Raw genomic sequence first — 16,246 nt, forward strand, 5'->3', positions numbered from 1 at the left:
GAGAACGACTGCGAAATCGGTCGCCAGATGACGAGCTATGGAACGGCGACCGCATCAACGAGCCACGAAACGGCGCCCGAGCGGTGCGAGTCAGGTGACCGCGGCCTCGGCACGCTCGACCAGGGACGCGTCGACGACCGTCCAGGAACGCGCGGCAACCGCCGCCTTGCCACACGATTCGGGCAGCTGCTCGGGATGGTCCTCGATCGCCAGCCGGACCAGCCAGCTGCGGCCGTCGTCATGCCTCACCTCGATCCCGGCGTCCCCCGACTCGGCGGCAGCAAGCGCCGCCGGGTCGGTCTCACCGGTCAGCTCCCGGACCCATGCCTCCGCAACCGCGCAGGCCGGCTCGAGGTGCCCGCGTCCGCGGTCGTGCCAGGGTCCGAAGGTTGCGGACGCCAGCAGCCCGGCGTCCGCGGCCCGCAGCGCGGCGAGCCCGGTCTCGGGAGTCAGCCGGGCCAGCGATTGTCCGGACGGCAGCAGCAGCCCGGTGGGCGCGAACCGGTGACCGCCGGTGTGGGTGCACTCCCACACCCGGCCGGGATACTGCCGCTCCAGTTCGAGGGTGATCGGACGCCCCCGCACGGCGCAACACAGGTCGCGTTTGCCGTTGGCGCAGACCAGCAGGACGCCGCCCTCCAGCCGTTTCAGCCAGCCGAACTCGGCGACCAGCGCGTCCGGATCACCCGCAGCCAACCGGTCGAAGGGTAGCTGCAGCACCTCTTCGGGGGTAGTGATGGTGCCGCCGAGCAGCCACGGCCTGCCGTCCAGACCGCCCGCGAGGTACACCTGCCGCTCGGGGTCTTCCGGACGATCGACATGACTGGACGGGCGACGGATCAGCAGCGGCCGGCCGCCGGCGGCCAGCACCTCGGCCTCGATCGCGGCGCCGATGGCCGGATCGAGCCTCGATTGGGTGAACGCCCGGGCTCCCCACGGACCGTTCTGGTCGAGCGCCAGCCAGAAGTTCGCCCGGGGCGCCGTGCCCCAGGCGGGCAGTCCGGCGTCGTCCCAGGCGAACGAGCAGGTCATCGCGGCATCCGCCGCCAGATCGCCCGGGGCACGAAACGCGCCACGAAACACAACACCCGCAGCTGCCAGGGAATCCAGACCTCGACGGGCCCGCCCTCGCGGATCCTCTTCACCACCGCCGCGGCGACCTGATCGGGGGTCGACGAGAAGGGCGCCGGCGACATCCCCTCGGTCATCCGGCCGATCACGAAGCCGGGACGGGCGATGACCAGGTCGACGCCGGAGCCGTGGAGGGCGTCCGCCATGCCGGAGGCGAAGCCGTCCAGCCCCGCCTTGGCCGAGCCGTAGACATAGTTCGGACGCCGCACCCGCTGCCCGGCCACCGACGAGAACGCCACCAGCGTCCCGGCACCCCGACCCCGCATCCGGTTCGCCAGCACGGTCAGCAGCGACGCCTGCGCGGTGAAGTCGGTGTGCACGATGCGCACCACCTCGGCCGAGTCGGCCTCGGCGAGCTTCTGGTTGCCGAGGACGCCGAAGGTGAGCACCGCGATGTCGATCGGACCGGTCTCGGCCTCGATCGCCCCGACCGCAGCGCCATGCTCGGCGACGTCGTCGGCGTCGAAGTCGACGTGCAGCACCCGCTCGGCGCCGGCCACCTCAGGCCGCTCACCGCCGGGACGGGACGCCAGCACCACCACGTTCCCGGCAGAAAGCCGGGCAGCGATCTCGAGACCGATCTCCGAGCGGCCGCCGAAGATCGCGACGACGCTCACAGCGTCGCCCGCAACGCCCGCAGGCGGGTCAGGCTCGACTCGCGGCTGAGCAGTTCCATCGACTCGAACAGCGGCGGCGACACCCGCGAACCGGTGATGCCGACCCGGACCGGACCGAACGCGAATCGCGGCTTCAGGCCGAGGCCGTCCACCAGCGCGGCCCGCAAAGCCGCCTGGATCTCGTCCGCCGCGAACGGCTCCAGCGCTTCCAGCGCGGCGATGGACGCGTCCAGCACCTCGGCGGCGTTCGCACCCAGCTGCGCCCTGGCGTCGTCGGCGACCACCAGGTCGGCGTCCGCGGTGAACAGGAACGCCAGCTTGGGCAGCGCCTCGGACAGCACCCCGAGCCGCTCCTGGATCAGCGGGGTGGCGCGTCGCAGCAACTCCCGCTGCGCGTCGGTCGCCTCCGCCCACTCACCGGTGAACTCCAGATGCTCGACGATCCGGACGGCCAGCTCGACCGGTGCCAGTGCGCGGATGTATTCGCCGTTGAGCCAGTCCAGCTTCTTCAGGTCGAAGATCGGTCCGACGGTGTTCACCTTGGCCCAGTCGAAGCCGGCCACGAACTCGTCGAAGGTCGCCACCTCGGAGTCGCCGACCGGCGGGTAGGCGAGCAGCTGCAGGAAGTTCCGCAGCGCCTCAGGCAGGTAGCCCTGCTCGCGGAACCAGACCAGCCGGGCGGCCGGGTTCTTCCGCTTGGAGATCTTCGACTTGTCGGTGTTCCGCAGCAGCGGCATGTGCGCGAACGCCGGCGGGGTCAAACCCAGGAACTCGTACAGCAGGATGTGCTTCGGGGTGGAGCTGATCCACTCCTCGCCGCGGACCACATGGGTGATCCCCATCAGGTGATCGTCGACAACGACCGCCAAGTGGTAGGTCGGGAAGCCGTCGGCCTTGAGGATCACCTGATCGTCCGGACGCGGCGCGTTCACCTCGCCGCGGATCACGTCGGTAAAGGTCAGTGGCGCATCGTCGGGGATCAGCATCCGCACCACCGGTGTCTCGCTGAAGCCCGACAACACGGCCCGCTCCTCGCGGGTCTTGCCCAAACAGAGCCGGTCGTAGCCGGTCACCGACGCCTTGGACGCCTGCTGCTCGGCCCGCAGCCCCGCCAATCGCTCGGTCGAGCACCAGCAGTAGTAGGCGTGACCACTCGCCAGCAGCTTCTCGACGAACGGCCGGTAGGTGTCCAGCCGCTCCGACTGCCGGTAGGGCGCATACGGGCCGCCGACGTCCGGCCCCTCGTTCCAGGGCAGTCCGACCCAGCGCAGCGTGTCGAAGATCTGCTGCTCGGAGTCGGCCACGTAGCGGACGCGGTCGGTGTCCTCGATCCGCAGCACGAAGGCGCCGCCGGTGGCCTCGGCGTAGGCCTTGTTGAACAGGGACATGTAGGCGGTGCCGACGTGTGGGTCCCCGGTGGGTGAGGGCGCGACGCGCAGGCGAGCGGGAGTCTGGGTCATAGCCCGTCCAGCCTAACGGGCGCGGACGCGGGGCGACGACGCACCCCAGGAGGCGAAAACGACCGGCCGTCGATGTCCGTCCGGGCGCCCGCGAGGTACTTGACCGATATGAGCACTGAGCGCGACGGCGGCATCAGCGACAGCCAACTCCGCGAACTCATCGACCGGATGCGCGATGCCGCATCGGCCTATATTCGTGGCGATGCCCGCCGCTACTTCGCCCCTTTCGACCATCCGGACGACTACACGCTGATGCCGCCGTACGGCGGCGACACCATGTATGGCCACCGCATCCATCGCACCGACGAGGCTTTGGACGAACTGAGCCGCTTCTTCGCCTCAGGCGAGGCGGTCCTCGACGTGCATCAGACCTATGTCTCGGGTGACCTCGTGGTGCTGGTCGCCGTGGAACGACAGCACGGCGAGGTCGGCGGCTACCCCGACCAGGACTGGTCGCTGCGGGTCACCATCGTCTTCCGCCGGGACGGCGACCGTTGGCAGATCGTCCACCGGCACGCCGATCCCTTGGTTCGGGAGATTCCGTTCGACGACTTCGCCCGGATCGCCCGCGGCTAGCGCCACCGGACGAGCCGCCACGGTGGTCAGCTTGACCCTGTCGTCGGCCACCTGATCAGCCGGAAGGACAGGACCGCCAAGGTGACGTCGATCGCGGTCAGGACGATCACCAGGGACGCCGCGGCGATGAGCCGATACTCGACGGGTTGCTCGCCGAGGATCAGGATGGCGCCGCCGACCGTGCCGAACAGCACCGGCAGGAAGCGCAGGTACCCGGGCAGCACCACCTGCCAGACCCTGGCCAGCCGCCGGCCATCGCGCAGGAACCACCCGTCGGCCAGCGACCAGGCGTTCGCCAGCAGCATCGCGACCCCCATCGGCAGCAGTGCGATCCAGCCCCCGCTGGGGCCGGCGAGGAACAGCAGGATCACCGACCACACCCCGCAGACCAGGCTGAGGATGCCGATCATGATCGCGTAGTGCAGGGCGAAGAACCTGGTGGTGTCGGTCTGGACGGCGAGGGTGCGCAACCGGATCAGCGTGGTCAGCACCGACATCGCCAGCCACAGGCAGCTGTAGGCGAGCAGGTCCTGCAGCCTGATCCAGCCCTGCGACAACGGCCAGAGCGGCAGCAGCGAGCCGATCACGATCAGCCCGAGCTGCACCGCCGTCCCGACCCGTGCCGGCAGCCGGGCCGCTACCGACCCGAGCAGGTTCAACCCCAACGCCCGTGCGATCTCGTTCACGCCGCTCATGCTGCCCCATCGGCGACCGGAGTGGACGGATGGTCAGCTGCCGTCGCGGCAGGTCACTGCGGGGCGAGGCCGGCGAGCTGCTCGGCGTCCAGGGCGGCGAGTACTGGCCGCCAGCCCGAACCCTCATCGGGTCTGCACGGTCCGGGCATGCCGAAAGGGGCGACACTCAAAGGTGTCGCCCCTTGTCGGTGGCGTTTTCTCGGCGTCGCGACAGCGGGACCGCTAGCGCAGCCCCGGAGTCGTCAGCGGCGGACCGGCTCGACGGACGCGCCGTAGAGCGAAACCAGCGCGGCAGCGGTCACGACGGTGGCGAAGCCGCCACCGATGATCGCCAGCACGGACTGGGTGGCGACGCCGGCGATCAGGATGACCACGGCCACCGCGACCAGGATGCCCACTGCGGCACGCAGGGCAACGGTCGCGCCATGGTCGGCGAGCACGTCGGCTCGGAGGTCGGCCAGGCCGTAGCTGCTCGACTCGTTGGCGGCATCGGACGGGCGGTTTTCGATCTGCAGGGCAGACATCAGGTCTGAGTACTTTCTTCCTGGTTAGGTGAAGCCCTCGCTTCGAGGACAACCACGATATTAGTCCTCTCGACTATTAAACTCAACCCGACCCCCGGTGCTGGCGGCTACTCGGGCCGGATCAGCCAGGCACCCACGAGCAGCATGACCAGCTCGGCCAGGAACAGCAACACCACCCAGAGCACCGCCGGCAACTTGGTCAGCCCGGCCAGTTGATCGGCGTCACTACCCGGAGCGCGGTGCGCCAGCCTGGCCCGCTGCAGTTCGATCACCCCGACCGGGCCGGCCAGCAGCAGGAACCAGGTGAGGCCATAGCCGGCCAGCGACTGCACCTGCTCGGTCCCCCACCAGGACACCGCGAATACAGCCGCCCCCGCGACCAGCATCGAGTAGAGCCCGCGGAAATTCCGGATCTGCACCAGCATCAGGGTGAGCAGCAACAGCGTCACCCAGAGCACCGCCAGCGCGTGCTGTTGCCACAGCAGGACCGCGGCGAGCAGGCCGAACAGCCCCGGCGCCAGGTAGCCGGCGATCAGGGTCACGAACATCCCCGGCCCACGCGGACGACCGTGGCTCAAGGTGACCCCGGAGGAGTCCGAGTGCAGCCGGATCCCGCGCAGCCGGCGTCCGCTCAGCACGGCGGCGATCGCGTGGCCGCCCTCGTGGACGATGGTGACCAGGTGCCGGGCGACCCGCCAGGCCGGACGGAACACCACCACCACGGCCGCAGCCAGCGCCGTCCACCAGATCGCGGACGCCGACGGCGGCTGCTGCACGCCGGCGAGGCCGTCCCAGAATCGCTCCAGCAGGGTCATCCGTCGCCGTCCCGGCTCGGGCGCGAGCGGAAGCGCGGACTCGGAAGGCTCACGGCACCCAGTCTAGGAAGGCGGCCCCGGGTGACTCGGCCGGCCGCCGGGTCACTCCGCCCCCACCTGGCGCCGGTCTCGGCACCTCCCCCGGGACCGGGCCCGGGGCGTCCGATTGATAGGTTTGCGCCCATGACCGCCGAGCCTGCCGCCAACGACTTCATCCGCGACATCGTCCGGCGGGACAACGAGCAGGGAACCTTCGGCGGACGCGTCCAGACCCGGTTCCCGCCGGAGCCGAACGGCTACCTGCACATCGGTCACGCCAAGGCGATCGTGGTCGACTTCGGCATCGCCGAGGATTTCGGCGGGGTCTGCAACCTACGGCTGGACGACACCAACCCGGACACCGAGGAGATCGAGTACGTCGATTCGATCGTCGCCGACATCGAGTGGCTGGGCTACACGCCGACGAGTGTGCTGCACGCGTCGGACTACTTCGAGCAGCTCTACGCCTGGGCCGAGCACCTGGTCGAGCAGGGTCTGGCCTATGTCGACGACTCCGACATCGAGACCATCTCGGCGCAGCGCGGCGGCTTCGGCAAGCCGGGCGTCGAGAGCACGTACCGCAGCCGCAGCGTCGCGGAGAATCTCGACCTGCTCCGCCGGATGCGCTCCGGCGAGTTCCCGGACGGCTCGCGGGTGCTGCGGGCCAAGATCGACATGCAGCACGAGAACATGCAGCTGCGCGACCCGGTGATGTACCGGATCCGGCACGCCGATCACCACCGCACCGGCGACGCCTGGGACATCTACCCCACCTACGACTGGGCACACGGCCAGTCCGATGCGATCGAGGGGGTCACCCATTCGATCTGCACCCTGGAGTTCGACACCCACCGGGCGCTCTACGACTGGTATCTGGGTCAGCTGCCACTGCCGTCCGACCAGCCGAAGCAGATCGAGTTCGCCCGGCTCGAGTTCACCCACACGGTGACCTCGAAGCGGCGGCTGAAGACCCTGGTCGACACCGGGGTGGTGGACGGCTGGGACGACCCACGGATGCCGACGCTGCGCGCGCTGCGCCGGCGCGGCTACCCGGCGGCGGCGATCCGGGCGTTCTGTCGCGACATCGGCACCACCCGGACCAACAGCCGGCAGTCGATCGAGGCGCTGGAGAGCTACGTGCGGCGCGACCTGAACGCCACCGCGCAACGCCGGATGGCGGTGCTGAAGCCGCTCAAACTGGTGCTGACCAACTGGCCCGAAGGCCAGGTCGAGTATTTCGAGGTGGCCAACAATCCCGAGAATCCCGCGGACGGCGTCCGCAGCGTCGCCTTCACCGGCGAACTGTGGATCGAGGCAGACGACTTCGCCGAGGTACCCCCGCCGAAGTTCTTCCGGCTCTCCCCCGGACGCGAGGTGCGGCTGCGCGGTGCCTACCTGGTCACCGCCACCGAGGTGGTCAAGGACGACTCCGGCGCGATCGTGCAGGTGAACGCCACCTACGACCCGGCCAGCCGCGGCGGCAACGCCCCGGACGGCCGCAAGGTGAAGTCGACCATGCACTGGGTGTCGGCGGCGCACGCCGTCGCCGGAACGGTCGCCCTCTACGACCGGTTGTTCTCGGCGTCCGTGCCCGGCGAGCGGACCGGTGAGCCGCTGGACGACCTGAACCCGGCCTCCCGGGAGCTGCTCACCGACTGCCGGCTGGAGGCCGCGCTGGCCGAGACCGCGCCCGGCGAGGTCGTCCAGTTCGAACGGCTCGGCTACTTCGCCCACGATGCCGCGCAGCCGCGGCTGTTTCATCGCACGGTCGGGCTGCGCGACGAGTGGGCGGCGATCCAACGCCGGCGAGGCTGACCGGCGCCGGAGGCGGCATGCGAGGGTACGTGCTCGTCGGCGGCTGGCCTGGGTCTGGCAAGACGACGGTGGCCCGCGCGCTCGCCGAGGTCCTGGATTGCGCCTATTTGGCCAAGGACGAGGTCAAGGAAGCCCTGATGGACGCGCTCGGCGCGCCGACCAGCGTCGCGGAATCCCGACGACTGGGTCGTGCCGCGGTCGAGGCCGTGCTCCGGCTCGCCCGAGGATGCCCGGCCGCGGTCATCGACAGCACCTGGTTCGACTACGCCCGCGATCTGGTCCGGGCGCTGCCCGGGCCCGTGCTGGAACTGCGCTGCCATGCTCCGCTCCAGGTGGTGCGATCCCGCTACCGCGCCCGCGTGCGCGACCCACGGCACCTCGACTCGGATCGCTCGGCCGATGAACTGTGGGGACGCCCGGTCGAACCGCTCGGGGTCGGCCCGCTGCTGGAGATCGACACCAGCGTCGCGGTGGACGTCTCCGTCCTGGCCGCCATGGTCCGGGAAGCATTGGAGTCGGGCGGCGTGGCTCCGGGCAGCGCGTCATGACGTGTCGCCGGGTTCGTCGGCGCCGGTGGCAATAGGCTCCTGCTGACGGACCAGGCGCCATAGACGTCGGCTCGACTCAGGAGGAACCGATGAAGGACCGGCTCACGCCGCTCACCATTCCGTCCCGCAAAGGACGCCTGGCGATCGTCACCGGCGCCAGCAGCGGCATCGGAAAGGCCACCGCCCGGGCACTGGGCCTGGCGGGTGCCGACGTGGTGCTTGCCGTGCGGGACGTCGACAAAGGTGCCGCGGTCGCCGCGGAACTCCGGGCCGAGCATCCCGAGGGCAGCCACACCGTTGCCGAGCTGGACACCGCTGACCTGGCCTCCGTCGAGCGTTTCGCCGACCGTTACGTCGACGTCCGGGTGGACATCCTGGTCCTCAACGCCGGCATCGGCGCGACCCGGCGACGCGACGTGAGCGTCGATGGCCACGAGCTGGTGATGGCCAGCAACTACTTCGGTCACTTCGCCCTGACCGGACGGCTGCTGGAGCCACTGCGCCGGGCGAGCCGGGCCCGGGTGGTCACGGTCGGCTCGCTGGTGGCTGATCACGGCCGGATCCGGCCCGACGACCTGGACTTCGAGCGCCGGTGGTCGCGGCGAGGTACCTATGCGGCCAGCAAGCTCGCCATGGTGATGTTCGCCCGCGAACTGCAACGGCACAGCACGGCCGGCGAGTGGGGCCTCAATGCCCATGCCGCGCATCCCGGCTGGTCGTCCACCGGCCTATTCGCGAACAGCTCGACGGCCGGGGCAGGCGGGTTCCTCGGTCGCGCCACCGGGCTGATGCAGTCGGCCGCGGACGGCGCCCAGCCGGTGGTGTTCTGCGCCGCCAGCCGCCAGGCAGCGGCGGGCGGCTATTACGGCCCGATCGGCCTGTTCGGCACCTCCGGGCCGGTCGGCAAAGCAGCCCTGCCCCGTCCGGCCCGCTCCGCCAAGGCCCTCACCGCACTCTGGCAGGCCACCGAGGAACTGGTCGGGGTCTCCTTCTCCCAGAACTGACCCCCGGTCGATCGAGGGGGCAAGCCCTGACTGCCGGATCGACCGTCACCGCGTCCCGGCGTGCAGCGATCTCGACACCGCGTCCCGGGGTGCGGCGATCTCGACATCGCGGCCCGATGGTGAGAAACTTCGCCGATCTCGCGTCCTGACTCGAAATCGCGCAGCCAAGCCTCCATCGGGTGGCGATCTCGACATCGCCGCACTCCCTGACCGAAGGATTGACACCCGGACTGCGTATGCCTAGATTTCCTAGGCATGAGGGGCGACGCACTCAAGGGCCACCTTGACTACCTGATCCTGTCGATACTCGCCGACAATCCCTTGCACGGCTACGCGATCATCGACCAGCTAAGGACGCGCAGCGATGAGGTCATCGACGTCCCCGAGGGCACCCTGTATCCCGCGTTGCACCGGCTCGAGAAGGCCGGCCTGATCACCGCCAGCTGGAGCGAGGTGAACCGACGCCGGCGCAAGTCCTACCGGCTCACCCCGAGCGGCACCCGGCAGCTGGCCGACGAGCGACAGGCTTGGGCCAGCTTCAGCGCCGCGGTGGCCGCGATCACCGGGGACCGTCGATGACCGATCCGATCGACGATTATTGCCGTGCGCTGCGCCACGAACTCGGCACGATGCCAGAGGCCGGCGACGTCGTCGCCGAAATCGAGGACCATCTCCGCGAGACCACGACGATGCTCGTCGTTGCCGGAACTCCCGACGCCGAGGCCGCCCGCCAGGCTGTCGACCGGTGCGGGCGTCCCGGTCTGGTCGCCCGCTCGGTCCGGGCCATCCACCAGCACCCGCTCGATCGCGACCCGGCACCGGTGGGACGCTGGGTGTTCGGCCTCGCCGAATGCCTGCTGCTGCTGGCCGCGATCGCGGCGGGCGCCGCCACCCAGCTGCATTGGCTGCCGTGCGCGGGCGACGCGATCACCCCCGAGCTGATCCAGGACGCGTGCTTGACCCGGATGGACACTTCCCCGGCGTTCCCGTTCATCCCCGAGGTCGCCGAACGAAGCCCGGCCGCGGACGGCCTCAGGTTGGCCGGGTTGGCGTTGATGGCGCTGGCCTGGACGGTGGTCAGCATCCTCCTGCCCTGGCGACCGCGGGTTCGCTGGGCGATCGCATTGCCCGTCCTGCCACCGCTCGCGATGGCCGCCGACACCCTCTGGCTGATCGCCGACCCGACGGCCCAACCGCAGCCGTGGGCCGAGGCCGCGTCGTCGATGACCGAACTCCTCGCCATCCCGGCGTTCGTGGTGATCGTCTTCCTGGCCGCGCCCCTCGATCACGCCGACCGTACCGGAGCCGGCCGCCGCCCTCCCGCGAGCACCAGTTACGGCACTTTCCGCTGGCGCGCTGCGCTCCTTCTCCTCGGCGTCGCCGCGACCAGCCAGCTGCGAGCCGTCCTGGAGTACGCGATGATCGGCAGCATCAGCGGCCTGAACTGGGATACGCCGCCCGGGATGGGCTACCTGGCCGCCGGCTGCATTGCCCTCAGCGCGATCGCCAGCCTGCTGATCGGCCGCTTCGCTCCACCACCGGTCGCCCTCGACGGACCAGCCGGGACGTCCCGCCCGGAACGGACCGCGCTCACCGTCCCCGGAAGTGCTCGCTGAGGGACCCGATCGAGATCGCCCAGCACCGGGACGCACCTGCGCCGGGCCTGACGTCCGCTCCGAACAGTCCCGGCATGAAACAAAGGTGACCGGGGAGACAAATCTCCCCGGTCACCTTTTCAAGCGGTGCAGTACTGAGCGACGGTCCAGCTCAGGCCTGACCGCGGCTCATTCAGGCCGCATCGGCCGGTGCGCCGATCACCTTCGGCCGGGCCAGCGAACCGAACGCCCAGCCGAGCAGCAGGAACATCACCCCGAGCCCGATCACCAGCAGCGAGACGCCGTAGGCGAGCACCGAGGTGAACAGCGACGCGCGGAGGAAGGACGCGTTCATCATCGTCGTCCGGGCGATGGTCAACTCGTCGACCTTGGCGGTGTCGCCGGCGGTCTTGGCCTCGGCGATCATGGCGCCCAGTTCGGCGTAGGTCTTGCCGCCGCTGGCGGTCAGCGCGTGGTGGTTGATGATCTCGGCCTGCGCGTAGGCGGTGATCGGGTCCTGCACCTTGGCGCCCGGGGTCAGCGGGGAGTCCTTCGGCACGGTGATGTTCTCGGCGGACAGCTGCGTGGTCACCATCGCCCAGGTGGCAACTCCGCCACCGATGGCCACCAGGCCGAAGACGATGCAGAGAATCGCCACGAACCGAGCTGCGCCGGACGTCTTGATCATGTGAAGTTCTCCTTCTGAGGGCAGTTCACGGGCGGCCCGGCGAGGTCATCGCCGGCTCCGCGATCATCGATCGATCATCTACGACATATTGTAGTAGATGATTCGTTGATAGTCACCTCCCCTAGCCACCGGCACGCGAGCGGCCGGCAACGGCGCAGGCCCCCCGCCCGGACCGGGCGGGGGGCCTGCGCCAGCGAATGTGCGTCAGATCACTTCAGGATCTTGGTGACGCGGCCGGCGCCGACGGTGCGGCCGCCCTCGCGGATGGCGAACTTCAGGCCGTCCTCCATGGCGATCGGCTTGTTCAGGTGCACGGTCATGTCGGTGTTGTCACCGGGCATCACCATGTCGGTGCCCTCGGGCAGCTGAACAACACCGGTCACGTCGGTGGTACGGAAGTAGAACTGCGGGCTGTAGTTGGAGAAGAACGGCTTGTGACGGCCACCCTCTTCCTTGGTCAGCACGTAGACGTTCGACTCGAAGTCGGTGTGCGGGGTGGTCGAACCCGGCTTGATCACGACCATGCCGCGCTCGACGTCGTCCTTCTTGGTGCCGCGCAGCAGCAGGCCGACGTTCTCGCCGGCGCGACCCTCGTCGAGGATCTTGCGGAACATCTCCACACCGGTGATGGTGGTGGTCTGCTTCTTCTCGGCGATGCCGATGATGTCGACGGTCTCGCCGGTCTTGACGATGCCGCGCTCGATCCGGCCGGTCACCACGGTGCCACGACCGGTGATGGTGAACACGTCCTCAATCGGCATCAGGAACGGCTTCTCGGTCTCGCGCTCGGGCTGCGGGATGTACTCGTCGACGGCGTTCATCAGCTCGAGGATCGACTCGGCCCACTTCTCGTCGCCCTGCATGGCCGGGAACGCGGCCACCCGCACGACCGGAGCGTTGTCGCCGTCGAACTCCTGGGCGTCCAGCAGCTCGCGGACCTCCATCTCGACGAGCTCGATGAGCTCCTCGTCGTCGACCATGTCGCACTTGTTCAGCGCGACGACGATCGCCGGGACGCCGACCTGACGAGCCAGCAGGACGTGCTCGCGGGTCTGCGGCATCGGGCCGTCGGTGGCGGCCACGACCAGGATCGCGCCGTCCATCTGGGCGGCACCGGTGATCATGTTCTTCACGTAGTCAGCGTGACCCGGGCAGTCCACGTGAGCGTAGTGACGAGCCTCGGTCTGGTACTCGACGTGCGCGATCGAGATGGTGATGCCGCGCTGCCGCTCTTCCGGCGCCTTGTCGATCTGGTCGAAGGCCGAAACCGCGTTCAGCTCGGGGTACTTGTCGTGCAGCACCTTCGTGATCGCCGCGGTCAGAGTGGTCTTGCCGTGGTCGATGTGTCCGATGGTGCCGATGTTGCAGTGCGGCTTGGTCCGCTCGAACTTGGCCTTTGCCACTGAGGCTCCTTCTGGATGTCGCCACGCGCGGTTCGCGCGGCGTCGTATGGGTTGGGTGTATGTCCCTGGTCACGTTCCACGCCTGGGCGCGGACCGTCCAAGTCTTGTCTACGGTCGCGGGAGAGTCAAACTCAGGCCCCGCCGCGACCCTTCGCGATGATCTCGTCGGCCACCGTCTTCGGAGTTTCGCCGTACTGGCTGAACTCCATCGAGTAGGACGCCTGGCCCGAGGTCTTCGACCGCAGGTCGCCGACGTAGCCGAACATCTCACTCAGCGGCACCAGCGCCCGGACGACCTGGTTGCCGTGCTGCTCCTCCATGCCCTGGACCTGGCCGCGGCGGCTGTTGATGTCGCCGATCACGGTGCCCAGGTAGTCGTCGGGCGTGGTCACCTCGACCGCCATCAGCGGCTCGAGCAGGGCCGGGTCGGCCTTGCGGGCGGCCTCCTTGAAGACCATCGAACCGGCGATCTTGAACGCCAGTTCCGAGGAGTCGACGTCGTGGTAGGCGCCGTCCACCAGGGTGACCTTGATGTCCTCGACCGGGTAGCCGGCCAGCGGACCGAAGGCCATCGCCTCCTGAACGCCCTTGTCGACGGCCGGGATGTACTCGCGCGGGATGCGGCCGCCGGTGATCGCGTTGACGTACTCGTAGCCCGAACCCGGCTCGAGCGGCTCGAGGTTGATCAGCACCTTGGCGTACTGACCGGAGCCACCGGACTGCTTCTTGTGGGTGTACTCGACCTTCTCGACCGGACGCCGCAGCGTCTCGCGGTAGGCCACCTGCGGCTTGCCGATGTTGGCCTCGACCCGGAACTCTCGCTTCATCCGGTCGATCAGGATCTCCAGGTGCAGCTCGCCCATGCCGGCGATGATGGTCTGACCGGTCTCCTCGTCGGTGTGGACGCGGAAGGTCGGGTCCTCCTCGGCCAGCCGCTGGATGGCGACCGACAGCTTCTCCTGGTCGGACTTCGACTTCGGCTCGATGGCCTGCTCGATGACCGGGTTGGGGAAGTCCATCGACTCCAGCACGACCGGGTTCTGCGGATCGCACAGGGTGTCGCCGGTGGTGGTGTCCTTCAGGCCCATCACCGCGACGATCATGCCCGCGCCGACCGACTCGATCTCTTCACGCTTGTTGGCGTGCATCTGGTAGATCTTGCCGATCCGTTCCTTCTTGCCCTTGGTGCTGTTCAGCACCTGCGTGCCGGCCTTCAGCACGCCGGAGTAGATCCGGACGAAGGTCAGCTTGCCCAGGTGCGGGTCAGCGGCGATCTTGAACGCCAGCACGCTCAGCGGGTCCTCGTTGGACGGGTGCCGCTCGATCTTCACTTCCTCGTCGCCCGGCTTGAAGCCGTCGATGGCCGGGATGTCCAGCGGCGAGGGCAGGTAGTCGACGACCGCGTCCAGCATCGGCTGGACACCCTTGTTCTTGAACGAGGTGCCACAGATGACCGCGGTGATCTTGTTGGCCAGGACGGCGCGGCGGATCGCCGGCTTGATCTGCTCGGCGGTCAGCTCCTCGCCGGTCTCCTCGGCCTCGAGCCACAGCTCGGCGAAGTCGTCGTCGTGGTCGGCGAGAACCTGGACGAGCTCCTCGCGGGCGGCCGCGGCGGCGTCGGCCAGGTCGGCCGGGATCTCCTCGACCTCGTAGTCCTCACCGATCTTGGTCTCGCCGCGCCAGGTCAGCGCGCGCTGACCGACCAGGTCGACCACACCGATGAAGTTGGCCTCGGAGCCGATCGGCAGCTGCAGGACGGCGGCGGTCGCGTTCAGCCGCTCGCGGATCGTCTTCACGCAGAAGTCGAAGGACGCGCCGGTCCGGTCCAGCTTGTTCACGTAGCAGATCCGCGGGACGCCGTACTTGGTGGCCTGCCGCCACACGGTCTGGGACTGCGGCTCGACGCCGGCGACGCCGTCGAACACGGCGACAGCGCCGTCCAGGACGCGCAGCGAACGCTCCACCTCGACGGTGAAGTCGACGTGGCCCGGGGTGTCGATGATGTTGATCTGGTGGTCTTTCCAGAAACAGGTCGTCGCGGCGGACGTGATGGTGATGCCGCGCTCCTGCTCCTGCTCCATCCAGTCCATCGTCGCGGCGCCGTCGTGCACCTCACCGATCTTGTAGGTGATGCCGGTGTAGAACAGAATGCGCTCGGTGGTGGTGGTCTTGCCCGCGTCGATGTGGGCCATGATGCCGATGTTGCGCACCTTGGCCAGGTCGGTGTTCACGTTGATGGCCACGTTTGTGACTTCCTCGATCTCTGGTTCTGGGTTGTGGGCGGGCAGGCGAGAAGCCTTCCCCCGAGGCGGTGACCTCAGGTGGAAGGCCTCAGATCACCAGCGGTAGTGGGCGAAGGCGCGGTTGGCCTCGGCCATCTTGTGCGTGTCCTCGCGCCGCTTCACCGACGCACCCAGGCCGTTGGACGCGTCCAGCAGCTCGTTCATCAGCCGCTCGGTCATCGTCTTCTCACGGCGAGCGCGAGAGAAGGTGACCAACCAGCGCATCGCCAGCGTGGTGGCACGCGGCGCCTTGACCTCGATCGGCACCTGGTAGGTGGCGCCACCGACCCGGCGGCTCTTCACCTCGACGGCGGGGCGAATGTTGTCCAGGGCCTTCTTGAGGGTCTGCACGGGGTCAACGCCGGTCTTGGCCCGGGTGCCCTCAAGAGCGGAGTAGACGATGTTCTGGGCGGTGGTCTTCTTGCCGTCCAGCAGGATCTTGCTGACCAGCTGGGAGACCAGCGGCGAGCCGTAGACCGGATCGACGACGACCGGGCGCTTCGGCGCGGGGCCCTTGCGTGGCATTACTTCTCCTTCTTCGCGCCGTAACGGCTGCGAGCCTGCTTGCGGTTCTTGACACCCTGGGTGTCGAGCGAGCCGCGGATGATCTTGTAGCGGACGCCGGGCAGGTCCTTCACACGACCGCCGCGGACCAGCACCATCGAGTGCTCCTGCAAGTTGTGGCCGACGCCGGGAATGTACGCGGTCACCTCGACGCCCGAGGACAGCCGGACGCGGGCCACCTTGCGGAGCGCGGAGTTCGGCTTCTTCGGGGTGGTGGTGTACACACGCGTGCACACGCCACGGCGCTGGGGAGAACCCTTGAGCGCAGGCGTCTTGTTCTTGCTGACCTTGTCAGTGCGGCCCTTGCGGACCAACTGCTGGATGGTGGGCACCGGCTGGTATCACTTTCCGTCGTGGTTGAAGGCACGTCCTGGCGAACGTGATTCGCTGTGGGGTGTCGCGTCGCCGCTGACGAGCAGTCGTCGCGGCGGGCACACACACGATGGTCCGGTCGCCCGAACACAACCACCAAGGTTACCGGCTGCCGTCC

General features: G+C 68.8%; 17 protein-coding genes. 6 read left to right on the forward strand and 11 right to left on the reverse strand.

The features are described from left to right. Window positions 1–90: 90 nt before the first annotated feature. From QM711_RS14250 to gltX, 3 genes are read right to left on the reverse strand one after another with little or no spacing between them, the layout of a single operon-like run. The gene (locus QM711_RS14250) at window positions 91–1,032 is read right to left on the reverse strand and encodes a sucrase ferredoxin (RefSeq protein ID WP_415100459.1); all 942 of its coding nucleotides are present in this window, start codon (window positions 1,030–1,032) and stop codon (window positions 91–93) included. Beyond that, window positions 1,029–1,748, reverse strand: a complete 720-nt coding sequence (locus tag QM711_RS14255) for an SDR family NAD(P)-dependent oxidoreductase (RefSeq protein ID WP_415100461.1) — start codon at window positions 1,746–1,748, stop codon at window positions 1,029–1,031. Before QM711_RS14255 ends, QM711_RS14250 begins: the two co-directional genes overlap by 4 nt. Next, on the reverse strand, window positions 1,745–3,136 hold the full coding sequence (gltX, locus tag QM711_RS14260; protein WP_415100934.1) for a glutamate--tRNA ligase: 1,392 nt from the start codon (window positions 3,134–3,136) through the stop codon (window positions 1,745–1,747). Before gltX ends, QM711_RS14255 begins: the two co-directional genes overlap by 4 nt. 180 nt (window positions 3,137–3,316) lie before the next feature. On the opposite strand from gltX, the gene QM711_RS14265 reads away from it, so the two are divergent. Beyond that, complete coding sequence (locus tag QM711_RS14265) at window positions 3,317–3,784, forward strand: YybH family protein (RefSeq protein ID WP_415100463.1); 468 nt, start codon at window positions 3,317–3,319, stop codon at window positions 3,782–3,784. Between the two features lie 26 nt (window positions 3,785–3,810). Here the strand turns inward: QM711_RS14265 and QM711_RS14270 are convergent, their stop codons facing one another. From QM711_RS14270 to QM711_RS14280, 3 genes are all read right to left on the reverse strand, one after another. After that, window positions 3,811–4,470, reverse strand: coding sequence for a DUF6498-containing protein (locus QM711_RS14270; protein ID WP_415100465.1), 660 nt, complete (start codon window positions 4,468–4,470; stop codon window positions 3,811–3,813). Window positions 4,471–4,721: 251 nt separating this feature from the next. Next, window positions 4,722–5,003 (reverse strand): hypothetical protein, encoded by a 282-nt coding sequence (locus QM711_RS14275; RefSeq protein WP_415100467.1) that lies wholly within the window; start codon window positions 5,001–5,003, stop codon window positions 4,722–4,724. Between the two features lie 107 nt (window positions 5,004–5,110). Then, window positions 5,111–5,818, reverse strand: coding sequence for a M50 family metallopeptidase (locus QM711_RS14280; protein WP_415100469.1), 708 nt, complete (start codon window positions 5,816–5,818; stop codon window positions 5,111–5,113). A gap of 183 nt (window positions 5,819–6,001) precedes the next feature. Between QM711_RS14280 and QM711_RS14285 the strand changes: the two genes are divergently transcribed. From QM711_RS14285 to QM711_RS14305, 5 genes are all read left to right on the forward strand, one after another. Next, complete coding sequence (locus QM711_RS14285) at window positions 6,002–7,672, forward strand: glutamine--tRNA ligase/YqeY domain fusion protein (RefSeq protein WP_415100471.1); 1,671 nt, start codon at window positions 6,002–6,004, stop codon at window positions 7,670–7,672. Between the two features lie 17 nt (window positions 7,673–7,689). Next, window positions 7,690–8,220, forward strand: a complete 531-nt coding sequence (locus tag QM711_RS14290; RefSeq protein WP_415100473.1) for an AAA family ATPase — start codon at window positions 7,690–7,692, stop codon at window positions 8,218–8,220. An 89-nt stretch (window positions 8,221–8,309) separates the two neighbouring features. Further along, window positions 8,310–9,224, forward strand: coding sequence for an SDR family NAD(P)-dependent oxidoreductase (locus QM711_RS14295; protein WP_415100475.1), 915 nt, complete (start codon window positions 8,310–8,312; stop codon window positions 9,222–9,224). Between the two features lie 255 nt (window positions 9,225–9,479). Next, window positions 9,480–9,803 carry a PadR family transcriptional regulator gene (locus QM711_RS14300; protein ID WP_415100477.1) on the forward strand — a complete coding sequence of 108 codons (324 nt, stop codon included), beginning with the start codon at window positions 9,480–9,482 and terminating at the stop codon, window positions 9,801–9,803. Further along, window positions 9,800–10,840, forward strand: a complete 1,041-nt coding sequence (locus QM711_RS14305; RefSeq protein WP_415100479.1) for a hypothetical protein — start codon at window positions 9,800–9,802, stop codon at window positions 10,838–10,840. The genes QM711_RS14300 and QM711_RS14305 overlap by 4 nt, the downstream gene beginning before the upstream one ends. Before the next feature lie 172 nt (window positions 10,841–11,012). On the opposite strand, the gene QM711_RS14310 is transcribed toward QM711_RS14305, so the two are convergent. The 5 genes from QM711_RS14310 to rpsL form a co-directional block, all read right to left on the reverse strand. Beyond that, a complete protein-coding gene (locus tag QM711_RS14310) occupies window positions 11,013–11,507 on the reverse strand; it encodes an aromatic ring-opening dioxygenase LigA (protein ID WP_415100481.1) in 495 nt (164 codons plus the stop codon). Window positions 11,508–11,716: 209 nt separating this feature from the next. Then, window positions 11,717–12,910, reverse strand: coding sequence for an elongation factor Tu (gene tuf / locus QM711_RS14315; protein ID WP_415100483.1), 1,194 nt, complete (start codon window positions 12,908–12,910; stop codon window positions 11,717–11,719). Window positions 12,911–13,041: 131 nt separating this feature from the next. Beyond that, window positions 13,042–15,153 carry an elongation factor G gene (gene fusA / locus QM711_RS14320; protein WP_415100485.1) on the reverse strand — a complete coding sequence of 704 codons (2,112 nt, stop codon included), beginning with the start codon at window positions 15,151–15,153 and terminating at the stop codon, window positions 13,042–13,044. Window positions 15,154–15,246: 93 nt separating this feature from the next. Beyond that, a complete protein-coding gene (gene rpsG, locus QM711_RS14325) occupies window positions 15,247–15,717 on the reverse strand; it encodes a 30S ribosomal protein S7 (protein WP_415100487.1) in 471 nt (156 codons plus the stop codon). Next, on the reverse strand, window positions 15,717–16,088 hold the full coding sequence (rpsL, locus tag QM711_RS14330; protein ID WP_020488528.1) for a 30S ribosomal protein S12: 372 nt from the start codon (window positions 16,086–16,088) through the stop codon (window positions 15,717–15,719). The genes rpsG and rpsL overlap by 1 nt, the downstream gene beginning before the upstream one ends. Window positions 16,089–16,246 lie beyond the last annotated feature (158 nt).

It is taken from the genome of Micropruina sp. (assembly GCF_047602385.1).
Taxonomy (GTDB): Bacteria; Actinomycetota; Actinomycetes; order Propionibacteriales; family Propionibacteriaceae; genus Micropruina.